The 19566-nt window shown below is 64.6% G+C and carries 18 protein-coding genes and 1 pseudogene; 7 read left to right on the top strand and 12 right to left on the bottom strand.

What is annotated here, in order from left to right:
• Positions 1-212 precede the first annotated feature (212 nt).
• On the top strand, positions 213-1037 hold the full coding sequence (locus tag BST27_RS26485; protein WP_069422290.1) for an SDR family NAD(P)-dependent oxidoreductase: 825 nt from the start codon (positions 213-215) through the stop codon (positions 1035-1037).
• Here BST27_RS26485 and BST27_RS26480 read toward each other — a convergent pair.
• From BST27_RS26480 to BST27_RS26465, 4 genes are all read right to left on the bottom strand, one after another.
• Entirely contained in the window at positions 1026-1484 is a 459-nt protein-coding gene (locus BST27_RS26480) for a carboxymuconolactone decarboxylase family protein (protein WP_232007454.1), read from the bottom strand. The two genes, BST27_RS26485 and BST27_RS26480, sit on opposite strands and share 12 nt — an antisense overlap.
• Before the next feature lie 190 nt (positions 1485-1674).
• Positions 1675-2088, bottom strand: a complete 414-nt coding sequence (locus tag BST27_RS26475; RefSeq protein ID WP_069422291.1) for a hypothetical protein — start codon at positions 2086-2088, stop codon at positions 1675-1677.
• Positions 2089-2109: 21 nt separating this feature from the next.
• Positions 2110-3594, bottom strand: a complete 1485-nt coding sequence (locus BST27_RS26470; RefSeq protein ID WP_083148693.1) for a PPE family protein — start codon at positions 3592-3594, stop codon at positions 2110-2112.
• Between the two features lie 95 nt (positions 3595-3689).
• Complete coding sequence (locus tag BST27_RS26465; protein WP_069422293.1) at positions 3690-5429, bottom strand: N-acyl-D-amino-acid deacylase family protein; 1740 nt, start codon at positions 5427-5429, stop codon at positions 3690-3692.
• 47 nt (positions 5430-5476) lie between these two features.
• On the opposite strand from BST27_RS26465, the pseudogene BST27_RS26460 reads away from it, so the two are divergent.
• The 3 genes and pseudogenes from BST27_RS26460 (at position 5477) to BST27_RS26450 (ending at position 7256) form a co-directional block, all read left to right on the top strand.
• Positions 5477-5859: pseudogene (locus BST27_RS26460) on the top strand (VOC family protein).
• A 10-nt stretch (positions 5860-5869) separates the two neighbouring features.
• Positions 5870-6385: a mycothiol transferase gene (locus tag BST27_RS26455; protein WP_069422302.1), complete on the top strand. Its 516-nt coding sequence runs from the start codon at positions 5870-5872 to the stop codon at positions 6383-6385.
• A gap of 10 nt (positions 6386-6395) precedes the next feature.
• Entirely contained in the window at positions 6396-7256 is an 861-nt protein-coding gene (locus tag BST27_RS26450) for a hypothetical protein (protein WP_069422303.1), read from the top strand.
• On the opposite strand, the gene BST27_RS26445 is transcribed toward BST27_RS26450, so the two are convergent.
• The 4 genes from BST27_RS26445 to BST27_RS26430 all read right to left on the bottom strand — a co-directional run bounded on the left by BST27_RS26445 (position 7249) and on the right by BST27_RS26430 (position 12034).
• The gene (locus BST27_RS26445) at positions 7249-7962 is read right to left on the bottom strand and encodes an anti-sigma factor (RefSeq protein ID WP_069422294.1); all 714 of its coding nucleotides are present in this window, start codon (positions 7960-7962) and stop codon (positions 7249-7251) included. The two genes, BST27_RS26450 and BST27_RS26445, sit on opposite strands and share 8 nt — an antisense overlap.
• A complete protein-coding gene (locus BST27_RS26440; protein WP_069422295.1) occupies positions 7959-8522 on the bottom strand; it encodes a sigma-70 family RNA polymerase sigma factor in 564 nt (187 codons plus the stop codon). The genes BST27_RS26445 and BST27_RS26440 overlap by 4 nt, the downstream gene beginning before the upstream one ends.
• Positions 8523-8717: 195 nt before the next feature.
• Positions 8718-11615: an MMPL/RND family transporter gene (locus BST27_RS26435; protein ID WP_069422296.1), complete on the bottom strand. Its 2898-nt coding sequence runs from the start codon at positions 11613-11615 to the stop codon at positions 8718-8720.
• A complete protein-coding gene (locus BST27_RS26430) occupies positions 11612-12034 on the bottom strand; it encodes an MmpS family transport accessory protein (protein ID WP_079220107.1) in 423 nt (140 codons plus the stop codon). Before BST27_RS26430 ends, BST27_RS26435 begins: the two co-directional genes overlap by 4 nt.
• Before the next feature lie 350 nt (positions 12035-12384).
• On the opposite strand from BST27_RS26430, the gene BST27_RS26425 reads away from it, so the two are divergent.
• The 3 genes from BST27_RS26425 to BST27_RS26415 all read left to right on the top strand — a co-directional run bounded on the left by BST27_RS26425 (position 12385) and on the right by BST27_RS26415 (position 16598).
• Positions 12385-13059, top strand: coding sequence for a TetR/AcrR family transcriptional regulator (locus BST27_RS26425; RefSeq protein ID WP_069422297.1), 675 nt, complete (start codon positions 12385-12387; stop codon positions 13057-13059).
• A gap of 123 nt (positions 13060-13182) precedes the next feature.
• Positions 13183-13629 (top strand): MmpS family transport accessory protein, encoded by a 447-nt coding sequence (locus BST27_RS26420; protein ID WP_069422298.1) that lies wholly within the window; start codon positions 13183-13185, stop codon positions 13627-13629.
• Positions 13626-16598 carry an MMPL/RND family transporter gene (locus tag BST27_RS26415; protein ID WP_079220106.1) on the top strand — a complete coding sequence of 991 codons (2973 nt, stop codon included), beginning with the start codon at positions 13626-13628 and terminating at the stop codon, positions 16596-16598. Before BST27_RS26420 ends, BST27_RS26415 begins: the two co-directional genes overlap by 4 nt.
• Positions 16599-16726: 128 nt before the next feature.
• Here BST27_RS26415 and BST27_RS26410 read toward each other — a convergent pair whose 3' ends face one another.
• From BST27_RS26410 to BST27_RS26395, 4 genes are all read right to left on the bottom strand, one after another.
• A complete protein-coding gene (locus BST27_RS26410) occupies positions 16727-17047 on the bottom strand; it encodes a hypothetical protein (protein WP_069422299.1) in 321 nt (106 codons plus the stop codon).
• 153 nt (positions 17048-17200) lie between these two features.
• A complete protein-coding gene (locus BST27_RS26405; RefSeq protein WP_069422300.1) occupies positions 17201-17659 on the bottom strand; it encodes a DUF5078 domain-containing protein in 459 nt (152 codons plus the stop codon).
• Positions 17660-17727: 68 nt separating this feature from the next.
• Positions 17728-18648 carry a crotonase/enoyl-CoA hydratase family protein gene (locus BST27_RS26400; protein WP_069422301.1) on the bottom strand — a complete coding sequence of 307 codons (921 nt, stop codon included), beginning with the start codon at positions 18646-18648 and terminating at the stop codon, positions 17728-17730.
• Positions 18649-18671: 23 nt separating this feature from the next.
• Entirely contained in the window at positions 18672-19310 is a 639-nt protein-coding gene (locus BST27_RS26395) for a DedA family protein (RefSeq protein WP_069422306.1), read from the bottom strand.
• Positions 19311-19566 lie beyond the last annotated feature (256 nt).

The raw sequence follows: 19566 nt of genomic DNA, 5'->3' as shown, positions 1-19566 counted from the left end.
GTGGGGCGTATTGCCCTCCGACGGCGCTCGCGGGTGCATAGGCCACACACTCGACGGGAGCCGCGCCTCGGCGCATACGGGGCGAGCTCGCCGAACGTGGGGCGTATTGCCCTCCGACGGCGCTCGCGGGTGCATAGGCCACACATTCGGCGCGGGGTGCGGGAGTTCGGCGGCGGCACAGACCGCAAACGCGGCGCGGGTAGCTTTGATCCGTGCCTCTTCCGCCACCCTCGCCGACCGGTACCGCCGTCGTCACGGGCGCATCGTCGGGCATCGGCGCTGACATTGCCCGCGAATTAGCTGAACGCGGATATGGCGTGACGCTCGTCGCCCGCCGCGAAGACCGGCTGCGCGAACTCGCCGACGAACTCGCCGACGAGGTCCGTGTCGAGATAATCACCTGCGACGTAGCCGACGCCGCAGCGCGTGCTGCCTTGTTCGACGAACTCGACACGAGGGGACTGTCCGTCGACATCCTCGTCAACAACGCGGGCATCGGGACCATCGGCTCGGTGACGAAGACAAGCGTCGACGACGAGATTGCCCAGGTGCGCGTGAACGTCGAGGCGGTAATCGACCTGAGCACCCGAGCGGTCCAGCAGATGGTGCCGCGGAAAAGTGGCGCGATCCTCAACGTCGGGTCCACCGCCGGCTTCTACCCCTTCCCGGGGCAGATCGGCTACTCCGCGACCAAGGCGTTCGTGCACTCCTATACCGAAGGGCTGCGTGGCGAACTCGCGGGCACCGGCGTCACCGTGGCGCTGCTGTGCCCCGGGCCGGTGCGCACCGAATTTGTGGTCAAGGCTGGCATGGACGAGCAGGCCTTCGCCGCCGCATTCCCGAAATTGATGTGGATGCCTTCACGTGAGGTAGCGCGCGTTGGCGTCGACGCATTAGCCGGCGACAAAAGAACCGTGATTCCGGGATGGCCCAGCCGGGTCAGCGCCCGCATCTTTCAGTTCACGCCGCGACGCCTGCTGATGCCACTTTTAAACAGTCAGCATCCGGCCCTCAAAAGAGATCGCTCACTGAGCTGACGCCGGCCAAACCCGCATCCACCCCTCCACCGGCAGAGCCAGCGCATTGCACAGCGTGCAGATGGTCCGGTACCAGCCGACGGCGGTCAGCAACTCGATCCGTTGCTCATCGTCGAGGTCACGACCCAGCGCCGCCCACCTCGCGTCCGACCACGAACCGGTGCGCTCGAGTTCGTCGACCGCCTCGATCAGCGTCCGCTCCGCCGGGCTCCACCGCGGGTCGGCGGGTCCACCGGTCACCAGCGCATCGCACTCGTCGTCGCTGACGCCCGCGATTGGACCCCAGAACGCCGCCTGCCCACCCCACTCATATCGGCAGCCCAGCAGGGCGCAGATGCGAAGGATGGCGATAGTCCGCGTCCGCGGGGGCAGCAGGCCATCATCACCAGCAGTGGCATGGCGCTGGTGCGATAGTCCGCGTCCGCGGGGGCAGCAGCGCCGCGACATAGAGCGATTCGCCTAGCTTGCGCAATCGGGCGGCTAACACCGGATGCCGCTGCAGGCAGCGCACCAGCAGCAATGGCTCATATGTGCGGTCCGGGTGGCCCCAACTGTTAATGCCTGCGGCGTCTTCCTCGCTCCACGGGGGAGGCAGGGGCGCCACCCTGCTCATGCGGCCCTACTCATGCAGCCCTACTCATGCGACATCATCGGCCGGCAGGGAGAACACCACGCAGTCGTGCAGACACCCCTTTGCCGCGGAGGGCGAGTCGGCCTCACGGTGTAAGAGCGCACGGGTGGGCAACACTTGCAGACGCGCGGCTTCGGCTCCGGCCTCGGAGATCTCAGCGGTGCCGTCGACGATCAGCGAGTAGCCGCCGGGTTCGCTCGGCGGCCACAGCAAGGTGACATCACGGCGGGTGGCGAGGTTACTGCGGGTACGGCCGCCGATGAGTCCGACGTCGAGCACGGCGCCGTCCAGGGTGGGTTCAACGGTCACGGTGTGCACGCGATATCCGTCGTCCACGGTGATCAGGTAGGCGAACGGGAAGCCCGGCAGGGCCTCGGCCAATCGCTGCAGGTCTACCTTTTTCGCGCGCTTGCCGCCCATGAATCCGAGGATAGGCCGCGATTACTCCGACCGGATCGGCAGCCTGATCACCGTCGCGTCGCCAGGCTCGCGTTCGCCCTCAGGGTAGAAGCCCGACTTCGGGATGCCGTTGCCCAGCCCCGGGTCGCGGGGGCCGTTAGGCCGCATGTTCGACTCGTTGCCCGCACCGTTGTAGAAACCGCCGCCTGGGAAGCCAGTGCCGGCACTGGTCTTGAGACCGGCGTTGGCGGCGGCGCTGCTGGTCGCGTTCGGGGTGACGCCGCTCGGGTTGCCGGAGTCGAAGCCCCCCGTGGCAGCGGCCGGGGCGACCGCGGGTGCGGTGGTCAAGCCGGAGTTCAACGCCGTCGCAATCCCCTGATGCAGGCCGCCAGTGTTCGCCAGCGCGGAACCCAATAGGCCGGAGCTCGCGGCGGCCGTGCTCAAACCGCCGGTGGCGTAACTGGCTGTGCTGGCGAGTCCCGCATCGGCGGCGGCCCGGAAGGCGTCGTGCATGCCTGGGTACAGCAGGCCCGTGGTCATCGAACCGGCGGCGCCGATACCGGTATTGACGCTTCCGGAATTGCTGAGGCCGGCATTGAGCGACCCCGAGTTGCCGATGCCGGTGTTGCCGTCGCCGGAGTTGAAGAAGCCGGTGTTGCCGGTGCCAGAGTTGCCGATGCCAGAGTTGCCGCTACCCGAGTTGAGGCCGCCGAAGCCGAACCGGTTGTCCCCGGTCAGCCCCATGCCGACCGCATCGTTGCCGGTGTTGCCCAAGCCGATGTTTCCGCTACCCAGGTTGCCCAAGCCCAGGTTGTTGTTACCAGTGTTGACGCTGCCCGAGTTGCCGCTCCCGGTGTTGCCGCTGCCCAAGTTGCCGCTGCCGGTGTTGCCGATGCCCAGGTTGTTGTTGCCGACGTTGTTGATGCCGATGTTGCCGCTGCCGGTGTTGCCGAAGCCGAGGTTGAGCTGGCCGTTCTTGCCGATGTCGATACCGAGGTTGCGCAACACCTTCTGCCAGGGCGCCAGCTGTGCGGCCGCGGCAGATGCGTCGATGTGGTACCCGGCCATGGCCACGACGTCCAGCGCCCACATCTGCTCGTAAGCCGCTTCGGTGTCCATGATCGCCGGGAAGTTCATGCCGAAGAAGTTCGTGGACGCCAGTGCCTGCACCAGCGCGCGATTAGCCGCAACCACGGCGGGCTGCACGGTGAGTGCCTGCGCCGCCTCGAAGGCCGAGGCCGTCGCCGTCGCTTGCGCGGCGGCCTGCTCGGCCTGTACAGCGGCCGCGCTGAGCCAAGCCATGTACTGTGTTGCGACGGCCATCATGGCCGCCGATGAAGGACCCAACCAAGAACCACTGGTCAACTCGGTGGTTACCGAGCTGAATGACGAAACCGCAGCCGCCAGCTCCTCGGCGAGGCTGCTCCAGGCAGTGGCCGCGCCAAGTAGCGGTCCCGCGCCGGGACCGGCGAACATTAGTGCCGAATTGATCTCTGGCGGCAACCACGCGAAATGCGGCGTTGTCACCAATTCAAACTACCGTCCGGCGCCGTTCGCCGTGGGCGTTTCAGGCATCCTGGTACGGCTAATTCCCAGGAGTCGTACAGGAACCCGTAAGAAGGTTAAACCCTGACGGGGGCGCGCTGGCGTCCGCGTACCAATTTGCCCGGTCGGGCGGTGGTCGGAACCCCGTTTTCCGCGATCACCTGACCGGAGACGACGGTGGCCACGTAGCCGTCTGCGGTCTGGTCGAGGCGGCGGCCCCCAGCCGGCAGATCGTGGGTGATCACCGGCTTGTGCAGGCGCAAGGCGGCGTGGTCGATGACGTTGAGGTCGGCCTTGTACCCCTCGGCGATGCGTCCGCGGTCGGCCAACCCGGCGATGCGGGCGGGTACCGAAGTCAATTCGCGGATGGCTTCGGCGATGGAGAAGCGGCCGGACTTCCGGTCCCGGGCCCAGTGCGTCAGGAAGTAGGTCGAGTAGCTGGCGTCGCAGATCATCCCGTAGTGCGCGCCTCCGTCGCCCAGCCCCAACACCACGTCGTCGCGGTGCAGGAGTTTGCCGACGGTGTCCAGCGAATTGTTCTCCAGGTTGCTCATCGCGACCATCAGCATGGCGTGGCCGTCGTCGTCGAGCAGCCGGTCGTAAGCCTCCTCGAGCGGGCTCACCCCGCGAGCCCGGGCCCGCGCGCCGATGCTGTCGGCTGGGTCCGGCTCGTAGTTGGGGTTGTCACCCAGCGGGTAGATCCAGTCCCAGGCTTGCGCCACGTACAGGATCGGGTGCCCGGCACCGGGCTTGTCGGCCAGGATTCGGGCGCGGACCTCGGGCTTGCGCATCTCCGCGACGCGCTCGGCCAGCGGCAGGTCGGCGATCTCACGGTAGCTCGGGTAGAGCACGAAGGGGTTGGCGGTCAATTGCAGGCCGATGATCAGCCCGATCGGCCGCGGCAGTAGTTGCGCGGTGAACTGCGGGGCGCTGGCCCCCGCGTTGGCGTTGGCCTTCTCGACCATGGTTATGGCGTCGGGCCAGAACGGCTCACCGGAATTTCCAACGATCAGGGTGAAGGTGACTGGCAGCCGCAGGTCCTCGGCGACGTCGAACACCATCTGCAGCACCGGCTGATAACCCCCCGACGGGATGTCGGGCACGAACTGCAGCAGGCCACCGCCGCCGTCGACCACGCCCCGGGCGATCTCCTCGATCTCCTCGCGCGCGGCGTCATAGCTGGGGATCGGCGCGCCGCTCTCGGTCTTGTGGATCGTCAGCCTCGACGACGCGAAACCCAGTGCGCCGGCCTCGACGGCTTCCTTGGCCAGCGCGCGCATCTTCGCCAGGTCCTCGGGGGTGGCGGGCTCGCGATCGGCGCCGCGCTGGCCCATCACATAGACCCGCAGCGGCGAGTGCGGCAGGTACGCGGCGACATCGATGTCGCGCTTGCCCGCCTCCAACGCATCGAGGTATTCGGGGAAGGTCTCCCAACTCCACGGCAGGCCGTCGGTCATCACGACGCCGGGAATGTCCTCCACTCCGGCCATAACGTCGACGAGCACGTCGTGGTCTTCCTGGCGGCACGGCGCAAAGCCGACCCCGCAGTTGCCCATCACCACGGTGGTGACGCCGTGCGCCGAGGACGGCGTCAGCCGGTCGGACCAAACGGCCTGGCCGTCGTAGTGGGTGTGCAGGTCGACGAAGCCCGGCGTGACCAGCAGGCCGGTGGCGTCGATTTCTTTGGCGGCGGCGGCACCGTTGATGTCGCCGACCGCCTTGATGACCCCGTCTTGCACCGCGACGTCTCCGACATAGGGTTCACCTCCCAGGCCGTCCACGATGGTGCCGTTGCGGATGACGAGGTCGTAGGTCATCTAAATAATCTACGACCGTGTCGGTAGGTCATGCCAGGATCGTCGACGTGATCGATCACATAGGAATCAACTGCGCCGACTACCCGAAATCGCAGGAGTTCTACGACACGGTGCTGGGCGTTCTGGGCTACTCCCGCCAACTGGATTTCGGTCCAGCCATCGGCTACGGACGCGACGGCAAGCCGGATTTCTGGATCGCCGATGCCGCCGCCGGTGACGCGCAGGGTCCGAACCGCGAAGTGCACATCGCTTTCCAAGCCGCCGACGAGGCCGCGGTGCGCGCGTTCTACGAGGCTGCGGTGGGGCTCGGGGCGGAGTCCCTGCACGCGCCTCGGCTCTGGCCGGAATATCACCCCGGGTACTTCGGAGCGTTCGTGCGCGATCCGACGGCAACAACGTCGAGGCTGTCTGGCACGGCGCCGGTCCGTAGTGTCGGGGGTATGGCAGGTAGCGACGAAGCAGCCCGGGAAATACTTCGCGACGCGTTCAACCGGTTGATCGAGCATGTCGGCGAGCTGACCGAAGGCCTCACCGACGAGATCGCCGAGTACCGCCCGACCGCGAACGCGAACAGCATCGCCTGGTTGATCTGGCACAGTGCGCGGGTGCAGGACCTCCAGGTGGCCGACATCGCCGGTGTCGAGCAGGCGTGGTTCCGCGACGGCTGGGTGGACCGGTTCGCGCTCGATCTGCCGCGCAACGACACCGGCTACGGGCACGGACCGGATGAGGTGGCCAAGGTCCGCGTACCCATCGACCACCTGGTCGGCTACTACCACGCGGTCCACCTGCTGACCATCGAGTACGTCGAAGGGATCACCGCCGACGAGCTCGCCCGCATCGTGGACACGAACTGGGATCCGCCGGTGACGGCCAGCGTTCGGCTGGTCAGTGTCATCGACGACTGTGCCCAGCACCTGGGGCAAGCGGCGTACCTGCGGGGGATCGCACAGTAAGTTCTGGTTCGTGCGCTTCGCCGCGACCGTCCTCCTCTGGCTGCTCGCCACAGCCGCGCTGGCGGTCGCGATCCCGACGATGTGGGCGCAGCACAACATCGTCGACGAGGACGGTTATGCCGTGCTGGCTCGGCAAGCGGCGGACGACCCGGCCCTGCAGTCCGCCATGGCGAGCGAACTGACCACCCGGGCTATGGCGCTCATCGCCGAACACGGCGCATCGCGCCAGGTTGACGGTTCCTTGGTGGACGACGCGGCCGCTGCCTTCACCGCAGGTCCGTCGTTTCCGCCGCTTTTTGTCCAGGTGAACCGGGCCGCTCACCGCTGGTTGTTCACTGAACCGCAATTAACGGGCGACCAGTGGGTGGTCGACGTGGCGCCCATGCTCAAAGACAGTTCGTTGCAACAGATCCTGGAGCGCTACCAGGTGAAGGCGCCCGACACGTTGAAAGTCCCGCTGACGGTCTCGGGTCCGCACCCGGTTCGGCAGGGACAGTTGCACCGGCTCGCGGTCAGGGGCCCTTGGGTCAGTGTCGGCGCGGCCGCCGCGAGTGCGGTCTGCGCGCTGTTGCTGTTGATGGCCGCCCGGCGCCGCGGCAAGGCGTTGACCAGCCTCGGCGTTTCGGCGCTGCTCGTGGGTGCGGCCGGCTGGGCCGGCATCGAGATCGGCAGACGTCTCGTCAACGACCAGCTCAACCAGACCACCGGCGACATACGCCGGATGGCCGACGTCATGGTCGGACAGGCGGAGGACAGTTTGCACCAGTGGCTCAACGTCACCCTGGTCGCCGGCGCGGTCCTGGTGGTGGTGGGCGTCGTGGTTGCCGTGCTGGGCGGCCTGTTCAGGAGGGACCAGCACGCGGCTACTTGAGTGGCAGTTCCACCAGGATCGGGGTGGTCGGCTGCGGCGACCCGGTGCCGGGCTCCACGGTGAAGGCCAGCGCCCGGCAGGTTCCGAGGTCGCCAACCGTCGCCGTGGTGGTGGGACGTACCTGTTGGGCGTCCATGGTTCCCGCCGACTTGGGGCCGTTGGCGCCGATCAGCCACATTTGGTAGACGGTTCCGGAGGACGGTGGCGGCACATTGTTCATCACCAGCACACCGGCATTGCGGTCGCGGGAGAACATCACCGTCGCTTGTCCGTTGCCTAACGGACGAGAGACCGTCTTCATGTCCGGCGCGCTCAGCACTTGCTCGGCGACCGTCTGGGTAGGGGTGCTGGGTCGGGACAGCACCCCGAGGCCGAAGCCTGCCAGTCCGATGACGAGGGCTGCGGCCACCGCCAAAAGTCTTGTCCGCCAAGGTGATTTACCCTGTGGCCGGGCTTGCTGCTCGGGCTCTATGGCGGCCAGTATGGCGGTGCGCAGCGCGGCCGGCGGTTCGGCGGTGGTAGCCGCCGAAACCACGGCCATGGTTTCGCGGACGGCGCGAACCTCGTCGTGGAAGGCCGTCGCAACCGCTGCCGGCGCGGCGGCCACCCGCCGCTCGACGTCGGCCCGCTCACCCGTGGACAGGGCATCCAGGGCGTACGGCGTCGCGAGCTCGAGCAGGGTCAGGTCCTTGGGTTGATCGGTCATGGCACGTCCAAGCAGTTGCGCAGGCCACGCAGCGCATCACGCATGCGCGACTTGATCGTAGAGAGATTGGCGGCCAGCCGCTGTGCTACTTCGACGTACGTCAGGCCGCCGTAGTACGCCATCTCGATGCATTCGCGTTGCATCTCGGTCAGCCCCTCCAGGCATTGGGCAACCCGGCGCCGCTCGTCGCCGGCGATTGCCGAGTCGGCGACGATGTCGACGGCGGGCTCGACGTTGGCCGTGCCGTAGCGGGATTCACGTTGACTGCCGGCCTGCTCGCTGCGCACCCGGTCGACGGCGCGCCGGTGCGCCATGGTCAGCAGCCACGCCAACGCGGAGCCCTTGGCTGACTCGAACTCCGCAGCGTTGCGCCACACCTCCAGATAAATCTCCTGAGTGGTTTCTTCGCTGTAGCCGGCGTCACGCAACACCCTGACCACCATTCCGTACACCCGGGTCTTGGTCTGGTCGTAGAAGGCGGCGAACGCCGCAGTGTCGCGGCGTGCGACCCGGCGCAGCAATGCGTCCAGATCGCCGCTCGGCTGCAGCGAAACGCTCATTGCTCGGTAGCCTATCCCCAGCTGGCAAAGATATGCGGACATCGGTGCTCACCGCCCGGTCGGAGTCATCGGACGGGAAGCGAAATGTTTTGTCCGCCTTAGCTTTTCTTCGCGCGGTCGGCCTGCCGGCAAAGAGCGTGTCAGCTGCACATCAGGTATTCGGAGCGGCCGGGGACCTGGATGGGCGAAGTGGTCTTAACGCTCTTTGCTGAACGCCAGCGTCCGGTCCGTCGGCTGGTCCTGGCTGGGGAGCGCGGGGTTGCGCGCCGGTCGGCTTCGTACGCGCATGGGCCACCAGAACCAACGGCCCAGCAGGGCGGCGATGGCCGGTGTCATGAACGCGCGCACGATCAACGTGTCGAACAGCAGACCCAGGCCGATGGTGGTGCCCACCTGGCCGATCACCCGCAGGTCGCTGACGATCATGGATCCCATGGTGAACGCGAACACCAGCCCGGCATTGGTCACAACCTTGCCGGTTCCGCCCATGGCACGAATGATGCCGGTGTTGAGCCCGGCGTGGATTTCTTCCTTGAATCGCGAAACCAGCAACAGGTTGTAGTCAGAACCCACCGCCAACAGCACGATGACCGACATCGCAAGCACCATGTAGTGCAAGGGAATTGCCAGAATGTGCTGCCAAAGCAGCACGGACAACCCGAACGACGCGCCCAGCGACAGTGCGACCGTGCCCACGATCACCGCCGCGGCGACGAAGGCCCGGGTGAGGATCAGCATGATGATGAAAATCAGGCAGAGCGACGAGATTCCAGCGATCAGCAAGTCCCAGTTGGCGCCGTCGGAAATGTCTTTGAACACGGCCGCCGTGCCGCCCACGTAGATCTTGGCTGCTTCCAACGGTGTTCCCTTGAGCGACTCCTCGGCCGCTGTGCGGATCGCGTCGATACTCGCGATGCCCTCGGCTGATTGAGGATCTCCCCGGTGCAGGACGATGAAGCGCGCCGCGGTTCCATCGGGCGACAGGAACGAGTTCATCGCGCGCTGAAAGTCCTTGTTTTTGAACACATCCGGCGGCAGGTAGAACGAGTCGTCGTTCTTCGCCGCATCGAACGCCTTCCCCATGGCGTTCGCGTTCTCGCTCATCTCGTCCATTTGGTCGTAGATGCCGGACATCGTGCTGTGCATGGTCAGCATCATGACCCGCATGTTTTCCATCGAGTCGATCATCGGCGGGAACGTCGCGAGCATCTGTGGCATCAACCGGTCCAGGCTCTTGATGTCGCCGACCAGAGTGTTCAGCTTCTCGGAGATCTGATCCACGCCGTCCAGCGCGTCAAAGATCGATCTGATCGACCAGCAGATTGGAATGTCGTAGCAGTGTCGCTCCCAATAGAAGTAAGCGCGGATCGGGCGCCATTGATCGTCGAAATTGGCGATGCTGTCCCGCAACTGGTTGGTGATCGCCTGCATCTCTTCGGTGTCGAGAGTCATGCGGTGGGTGTTGTCGGCCAGTTGAGTCATCAAGCCGTACATCCGCTTCATGAGGACGATCGTCTTGGCCATCTCGTCGGCCTGCTTGAGCATGTCGTCCATGCGGTCGCGCTGGTACTTCATCGTCTGCACCTGGCCGGCGTTCTGCATGCTGATCTGGAACGGTATGGACGTGTGGTCCATGGCCATTCCGTCGGGTCGGGTGATCGCCTGAACCCGGGAGATGCCGGGCACGTGGAAGATGCCCTTGGCCAGCTTGTCCAGGATCAGGAAGTCGGCCGGATTTCGCATGTCGTGGTCGGACTTGATCATCACGATCTCGGGCTTCATCCGGGCCTGGGAGAAGTGGCGATCCGCGGCCGCAAACCCCTCATTGGCGGGGATGCCGGCGGGCAGGTATTCGCGGTCGTTGTAGTTGACCTTGTATCCGGGCAGGGCAAGCAGTCCGACGAGGGCGACGGCGAGGGTGGACGCGAGCACGGGCACCGGCCAGCGAACCACCACGGTGCCGACGCGTCGCCAGCCACGAACCTTGAGCAGGCGCTTGGGGTCGAACAGGCCGAATCGGCTGCCGACCACCAAAACTGCCGGCCCCAGCGTCAGCGCGACCAACACCGCGACGGTCATGCCCAGCGCGCACGGGATACCCAGGGTCTCGAAGTAGGGCATCCGGGCGAATTTGAGGCAGAACGTCGCGCCGGCGATGGTCAACCCGGAGCCCAGGATGACGTGCGCGGTTCCCCGGTACATCGTGTAGAAGGCCGATTCGCGATCTTCGCCGGCCTGACGGGCCTCCTGGTACCGCCCGAAGATGAATATCCCGTAGTCCGTGCCGGCCGCGATCGCCAGCGAGGTGAGCAGGCTGACCGCGAAAGTGGAGAGTCCGAAAACCCCGAGATGGCCGAACAGTGCGACGACCCCGCGCGCCGCGGTCAATTCGAAGCCGACAGTGAGCAGTAGCACGACCACGGTGATGACCGACCGATAGACCGCCATCAACATCAGGAAGATCACGACCACCGTCGTCGCGGTGATCTTGATCATCGACTTGTCGCCACTGTTGTGCATGTCCGAACTGAGCGCGGCCAGCCCGGTGACGTAAGTCTTGACACCGGGCGGTGCGGGTGTCTCGGCGACGATCTTGCGGACCGCTTCGACGGATTCGTTGGCCAGCGGCTCACCTTGGTTACCGGCGAGATTCAACTGGACATAGACCGCTTTGCCGTCGTTGCTTTGGGCACCGGCAGCGGTGAGCGGATCCCCCCAGAAATCCTGCACGCTCTGTACGTGCTTGGTGTCGGCTCGCAATTTGCGAACCAAGGTGTCGTAATACTTGTGCGCCGGGTCGCCCAGCGGTTCTTTGCCCTCCAATATGAGCATCGCCGTGCTGTCCGTGTTGCCTTCCCGGAATTCCTCGCCGATGGTCTTCATCGCCTCGAACGACGGCGCATCGGAGGGGCTCAGCGAGACGGAACGTTCCTGGCCGACGATCTCCAGGGATGGCACGAAAACGGTCAGCACAAAGCAGACTGCAAGCCAGCCCAGAATGATCGGTATCGCCAGCGCATGAATGATCCTTGCGATGAAGGGTCTTTCGGTGTGAGTGCGAGTGTCCGGGTCATTCGCGTAACGGACGGTCACGCGGATTTCACCAAGCAGTACGTATAAGCGTTGGTCTGGTTGGAGATCCGCTCGGCTTTGACGACCCCATCCACGATGATCCGGCAGCCGATACTGTCGCTATTGCCCTGCGCCACAATGTTGCCCATCACGGCCGCCAAGTTCGTCGTCACGTGCAGCGACCAAGGCAGCACCGCATCCTCGACTTGGACGGGGTCGGAGTTGACATCGAAGTAGCTGATGTCGGCCACAGTTCCGGGTGGGCCGAAGACTTCGTAGGTCAGCTCTTTGGGATTGAACGGCTTGGCGCCTTCAAGGTTGCTGTCGGCGTACGAAGGCCGCTTCTCCGAACCGAAGAAGCCACGGACCCGGTGCACGGTGAATCCCCCGACGATGACCACTGCCACGATCACCAGCGGGATCCACGTCCGCGACAGCACCTTGAATAACACAAGCCCCCTACCGGTTGGCGTTGCTAGGCCCTTTTAGGGGCGGACGATACCCGCCCTTCACTTGCCCTAATGGGCCAGTCCATCTTCAGATCGCCGGACTGCGCTGGACCGTTACCCGGTGGTCGCCCGGGGTCGCGTAAAGCAGTTTTACGCAGTCCCAGCGCAGCCAAGGCTTGCCTAAGTAAATCATGGCGATAGGTGGGGTCGTCGCTCCTTCCGCCGCGCCGGCAATGTAACGCATATCACGTGCGTAACGGCACGGTACTCGCCCCGGTTCGCCCCTGCAAATCACACTGTGTGCGTTATACAAATCACACGATGTGCGTTAATCTCCCGGCGTGGCGCAACTCACCTTCCGGCGCGCTCGCTCGGAGGAAAACAAGCGCCAGCGTGCTGCGGCGCTGATGGAAGCGGCGCGGTCGCTGGCTTTGGAGACCGGCGTGGCGTCGGTGACGTTGACCGCGGTCGCAAGTCGTGCCGGGATTCACTATTCGGCGGTGCGCCGCTACTTCACGTCGCATAAGGAAGTCCTGCTTCACCTCGCGGCCGAAGGCTGGGTGCGGTGGTCGAAGACGGTTTGCGAGAGCTTGGGCGAACCCGGCTCGATGTCGCAACGGCGGGTGGCCGCGGCTCTGGCCGACGGATTGGCCGCCGACCCGCTGTTCTGCGATCTGCTGGCGAATCTTCATCTGCACCTCGAGCACGAGGTGGATGTCGACCGGGTTATGGAAGTCAAGCGCACCAGTACTGCCGCCGTGATCGCTCTGGCGGACGCGATCGAGAACGCGCTGCCCGAGTTGGGGCGGTCAGGGGCATTTGACATCTTGTTGGCCGCCTTTTCGTTGGCGGCGACGTTGTGGCAGATCGCCAACCCGCCGGAGCGGCTGAACGATGCCTACGCCGAGGAACCCGAAGTCGTGCCGCCGGGTTGGAACCGGGACTTCGGTTCCTCTTTGACCCGTCTGCTTACCGCTACCTGCAGCGGCCTGGCGATGGATCGTCATGAGCAATAACACGGTTGTGGCGCGTGGGGCTGGTGCGTTTAAGATACTTAGCGCAGCAAAGCATCGGGCGGGATCGTCATTTCGGACTAGGACGCGCGGTTTCGCGCACCCAACGGGCGGGAGGTGATTGGTATGCCGAAAATCCCCGTCGCCAATGCCTTCAAGAAATTGTGGATCGTGGTCGTCGTCGTGGTTGTCATCGCGATTGCGGGTTTCTGCGTGCTCCGTTTGCGCACTTTCTTCGGCGAAGAAGACAACCGCCCGATCACCAGCGGCGCGGCCGACGAGATCAAGCCGTTCAATCCCAAGAAGGTCGTCTACGAGGTGTACGGACCCCCGGGCAGCATCGCGAACATCAACTACCTCGACATCAATGCGCAGCCGCAGAAGGTCAGCAACGTGCCGTTGCCGTGGACGCTGTCGGTTGTCACGACGTTGCCGTCGGTGAGTGTCAACGTGATTGCTCAGGCCGACGCTGACCAGGTCGGCTGCCGAATCATCGTCAACGACGAAGTCAAAGCTGAAAGGTCGGTCAGCGGAGTCAACGCACAAACGTTCTGCATAGTGAAGTCCGCATGACCGCCACCCAGGTCGCTCCTCCGCCGGCGCCGAACCCACACGCAGACCTCCCGACCAGTCCGCGGTTCGCCCACGCGGTGTACAAGTTCGCCGGGCTGATCGTCGTGGGCTGGGTCGCCCTCGTCGTCGTGCTCAGTATCTTCGTCCCCTCGCTAGACATCGTCGGCAAGCAACACACGGTGCCGATGAGCCCCAAAGAGGCCGGGTCGATGCAGGCGACGATGCGCGTCGGCAAGGTGTTCAACGAATTCTCGTCCGACAGCGCGGCGATGATCGTGCTCGAGGGTGACGAGCCGCTCGGTGACGACGCCCACCACTACTACGACGCACTGGTCAAGAAACTGGAGGCCGACCGCGAGCACGTCGAGCACGTCCAGGACTTCTGGGGCGATCCGCTGACCGCGGCGGGCTCGCAAAGCAATGACGGCAAAGCCGCCTACGTGCAGGTCTACCTGGTCGGCAACCAGGGCGAGACCAAGGCCAACGAATCCGTCAAGGCGGTCCGCAAGCTTGTGGACGAAAACCACCCCCCAGCCGGGCTGCACGTCTACGTGACCGGTGCCGCCGCGCTCAACGCCGACCAGTCGGCGGCCGGCGAGAAGGGCGTCGCCAAGGTCACGATGATCACGTTCGGGGTGATCATCGTGATGTTGCTGTGGGTCTACCGGTCGATCGTCACGGTCCTCATCACGCTGGTAATGGTGATCCTCGAACTGCTCGCGGCTCGCCAAGTCGTATCCCTGCTGGCCTACAACAACATCATCGGTCTGTCGACGTTCGCGGTGAATCTGCTGGTGTTGATGGCCATTGCGGCGGGCACCGACTACGCGATCTTCGTACTCGGCCGCTACCAAGAGGCCCGGTCGGCGGGCGAGGATCGGGAGCAGGCCTTCTACACCATGTTTCACGGGACCGCGCATGTGGTGCTGGGGTCTGGCCTGACGATCGCCGGCGCGATGTACTGCCTCAGCTTCACCCGGCTGCCGTACTTCCAGTCCCTGGGTGTGCCCTGTGCGGTCGGCATGCTGGTCGCCGTCGCCGCGGCGCTCACCCTCGGTCCCGCGATCCTGGCGGTGGGCAGCCGCAGCCGCTTCCACCTGTTCGACCCCAAGCGCGCGATGCGCACCCGAGGTTGGCGAAGAATCGGCACGGCCATCGTGCGCTGGCCCGGCCCGATTCTGGCCGTCGCGGTGGGGATTGCGCTGGTCGGCCTCCTGGCGCTGCCCGGCTACAAGACGAAGTACGACAGCCGTCCATATCTGCCCGGATATACCAAGGCGAATGTGGGATATGACGCCGCCGAGCGACACTTCTCCACCGCCCGGATGAATCCGGAATTGCTGTTGGTCGAAACCGACCACGACATGCGCAATCCGGCGGACATGCTGGTGATCGACCGTATTGCCAAGAACGTCTTTCACCTGCCCGGAATCGCACGGGTTCAGGCGATAACACGACCGCTGGGAAGGCCGATCGAACATACGTCGATTCCATTCCAGATCAGCATGCAGAACACCACGCAGGTAGAGAATCAGCAGTACATGCACAAGCGCATGGACGACATGCTCAAGCAGGCCGATGCGATGCAGCAGTCGATCGACACGATGCAGCGCATGTACAACATCACCTCGCAAATGGCCGCCGTCACCCACACCATGGACGGCCTGACCAATGAAATGAACGACATCACCGCGAAGTTGCGCGACGAAATCGCCAACTTCGACGATTTCTTCCGACCGATTCGCGCGTATTTCTACTGGGACAAGCACTGCTACGACATCCCGGTCTGCTACACGCTGCGATCGCTCTTCGACGCCCTCGACGGCATTGACCAGCTCAGCGAAAAGATCGACCAGCTAGCTGGTCAAATCGACAAGCTCGACATGCTGCTGCCGCAGATGCTGGCGCAGATGCCGCCCATGATCGACACCATGAAGACGATGAAGCAGATGATGCTGACCATGCACAGCTCGATGTCGTCGCTTTATGACCAGATGGACGAAATGACCCAGAATGCGACGGCGATGGGTCAGGCTTTCGACGCTTCCAGGAACGACGATTCCTTCTACATCCCGCCGGAGGTTTTCGATAACCCCGACTTCAAGCGGGGATTGAAGATGTTCCTCTCGCCCGACGGGCATGCGGTTCGATTCATCATTTCGCACGAGGGCGATCCCGCAACTCCCGAGGGCATTTCGCACGTCGACCCGATCAAGAGTGCGGCGAAGGAAGCCATCAAAGGGACCCCGCTAGAGGGCGCAAAGATTTATCTCGGCGGCACCGCGGCGGTCTACAAAGACATGCGCGACGGCTCGAAGTATGACTTGATGATCGCCGGAATCTCCGCGGCCAGCCTCATTTTGATCATCATGCTGATCATCACCCGCAGTCTGGTCGCCGCAATCACCATCGTGGGCACCGTGCTGTTGTCTTTGGGTGCGTCATTCGGCCTTTCCGTGCTGGTGTGGCAGGACATCATCGGCTTCGAACTGCACTGGATGGTGCTGGCGATGTCGGTGATCCTGCTGTTGGCGGTGGGATCCGATTACAACCTGTTGCTCGTTTCGCGCTTCAAAGAGGAAATCCACGCCGGCCTCAAGACCGGAATTATCCGCTCGATGGCGGGAACGGGCGCGGTGGTGACATCGGCGGGCCTGGTCTTCGCTGCCACCATGGCCTCGTTCATATTCAGTGATCTCAAGGTCATGGGGCAGGTCGGCACCACCATCGCGCTGGGTCTGTTGTTCGACACGCTGATCGTGCGGTCGTTCATGATGCCGTCGGTGGCGGCGCTGATGGGGCGCTGGTTCTGGTGGCCGACCCTGGTTCGCACGCGACCGGCCAGTCAGATGCTCCGGCCGTACGGGCCACGCCCCGCGGTTCGCGCCCTGCTGGAGCCGCCGAAGACGGAGCCGCACTCCGACACTGCGGACACCGATCGGTTCCGGGTGGCCCAGCCGCACTACTGAGATAGGAACTTTTTGCACTAACCCGGGCGGGGTATGAATTTCTAGCCTTGTTGCTATGGATCGTCAATTGGGTGTGCAACTGACTCGACGCAGTCAACGCGTCGGTAGCGGTTCTTGCTTGCTGCGCCCTAGAGGGCGACGACGTCCCGCATGATGTCGCTGAGCTCGGCCACCGGCGCCCCGCAGGTCAGGCAGGACGTCTCGGCATGACGCCGCATCCGGCTGACGTGGCACAGCACCTCGGCCTCGGCGCGCCATAGGCACGCGATGCACAGGATTTCGATAACGTTGCCAAACGGGTCGAGTTGCGGGTGGTTGCAGCGGTCCACGGCGTGCAGGCTGACGATGTATGTCGCTTGATTGGTGCAGCCGGATTCTGACTGGCACGTGACCCCGTGCCAATCGAGGGCCACCAGCGTGTCTGGTATCCCGCCTGTCGTTTGGCTCATGCGACAACCTCCGGCTCCCGGACCACAGTCGCACACCACGCGTGCATATCCGCTGGGTACACGGTTGGCCGGGGCTTCATTATTGTTACCTTTTGCCTGCCCTGGCAAGACCCAGCGGCGCGTCGCCGTTAACCTGACAGCGAAATTGTCTGGCTAGACCCAGTCCCAAACCGACATGTCGCCGGGCGGGTAGCCGTTGCAAACGTCCGTGGCCTTGGCCACCACGCCCTTGTTGTGGAAGAAAATCTTCGCCCAGTTACCCCAACGGGTCGCCACCTGCTCGTAGTAGACGTTGGTCGCGGTGTCCTCGGAGTACTGCCTGCGGTCGGCGGGCGACAGCGAGAAGAACCAGTGGATGCGGTCGACCGCAGCCTGCTGGACATCGGCCGGCCGGTTGGACTTGTCGATCATGTAGCGCTGGTAGTAGACCGGGCTGGTGTCCCGGGCGGCAGCCAGGTACTGCTCCGCGTCGCAGGTGGTGGCGATCATCCTCCGCGGGATGGGGAAATCTTCGGTGGAATCGGCCGCGGCGGTCGCGGGGAAAACCCCGGCGCCGATACCGAAGAGAAGAGCGAAAATGCCTGCACGCAGGCCGGTGTTCAACCGAGACATATTTGTAACCGTAGCAGTTTTCGGGCCCCTGGTGGGCTGGCGAGTGATGAGGTTAATAGACCATCTCACTATACGCCTCTATCAGGGATAATGACATTTTTGGGGTCGGGCCGTAGCTCTGGCGGAGCCTGGCTGTAGTCACCGAAGGGGCCATCGCGGCGTGCAACGGCGGCCCGAACGCCCTCGGTCTCGGCGGTACGGATGAAATCAAGCGCGTCGGGGGTGTTGCGCATCAGGCCGTCGAGAATGACGCCGAGCGTTTGGGTCGATGCCAGCCCCATGTTCTCGTAGGCCTGGTTGACGATCAGCTTCTGCGCCCGTAACTGCGACAACGGGATCTGGGCGAGTTCGGCCGCGATCTCGGCGACCCGAGCCTCGAGGCGTTCGAACGGCACCGCCTCGTTGATCAGTTCGACCGCGGCCGCCTGGACGCCGTTCAGCGGTCGCCCGGTCAACGAATGCCATTTGACCTTGGCCAGGCTCAGCCGGTACAGCCACATCCCGGTCAGGTACGCCCCCCACATTCGGCTGTACGGCGTGCCGATAACGGCGTCCTCGCTGGCGATCACGATGTCGGCACACAGCGCGTAGTCGCTGGCCCCGCCGACGCACCAGCCGTGCACCTGGGCGATCACCGGTTTGGAGGCTCGCCAGATGGACATGAACTTCTGGGTGGGCGCCAGCTGACGCGCGGTCGCCATCGCGAAATCCTTGCCCGGATCCCATGTGCCGTCGGTCATCATCTCCTCGCCCCAATGCTGGAAGCCACCGCCGAAGTCGTAGCCGGCGGAGAACGCCCGCCCGGCGCCGCGCAGCACGATCACCTTGATGTCCCAGTCCCGCTCGGCCAGGCCGATGGCTGCCTCGATCTCGTCGGGCATGGGCGGCACGATCGTGTTGAGTTGCTCCGGCCGGTTGAAGGTGATGGTGGCGACGGGTCCGGCCGTGGTGTACAGCAGCGTCTGGAATTCTGGCGCGGGTGTGGTCATAAACCGAAGCTAGCGGCGGCAGCTCAGCACTCGGCGGCGGCGCGCTGCGCGGAGCGGCGTTTGACCACCCAGCGGACTATCACGGCGATCAGTGCGACGGCGAGTGCCCCCAGCAGGAACTTCTGGTAGTGCACCAGCCCGCGGTAGAGAGCCTCGATGTGGCTGCCGGCCAGATACCCGGCGAAGACCCAGACGCCGACCCAGACGAGCGATCCCGCGGCGTTGTAGGCCAGGTACCGCTGCCATCCCATCCGTGCCAGGCCTGCGGCGATGCCACTGGCTTGACGCAGGCCGTCGACGAAGCGCCCGATGACCACGACCACCGGCCCGCGCTTGTCGAAGAATCTTTCGGTGGCCGCCAGCCGCTTCTCGGTGAGGAACACGTACCGCCCGAAACGCTGCACCAATTCCCGGCCGCCGTACCGGCCGACGGCGTAGCCGGCGTTGTCGCCGCCGACGGCTGCCAGCAGTCCCAGCAACAGCACCACGACGATGTTGAATTGGCCCAGCCCGGCGTAGACCCCGGCCGCGATCAGGATGAGCTGGCCGGGCAGGGGAATCCCCACGCCCTCCAACCCGACCAGCACCACTATCGCGGCGTAGCCGTACCGGTCGAGGACCGGTGACAGAGATTGGAAGACCCCCGGCAGTTGCGCGGACATGAGAAGCAGGGTGCCCACTCGCTGCCATTGCTAGACGTTGGTTCGGTGTTCGTCGAGTGTGTGGGTTTTGCACCCGTGTTGGCGGTCGGGGGGCCGAAGGCCCCACTGTCGGCGACCGGGTGTGCGCGCTTGCTCTTTCGGTGTTCGTCGAGTGTGTGGGTTTTGTACCTGTGTTGGCGGTCGGGGGGCCGACGATACGCCTTGTGGAGCTCGCGGTGGGCGGCGTTTCAGTAAATGAAGTTGGGGGGTGGGGGGG

The sequence above is a fragment of the Mycobacterium intermedium genome (genome assembly GCF_002086275.1).
Lineage (GTDB): Bacteria > Actinomycetota > Actinomycetes > Mycobacteriales > Mycobacteriaceae > Mycobacterium > Mycobacterium intermedium.
The sequence above is the reverse complement of the archived record's forward strand: the minus strand, read 5'-3'. Positions and strand labels throughout refer to the sequence as shown.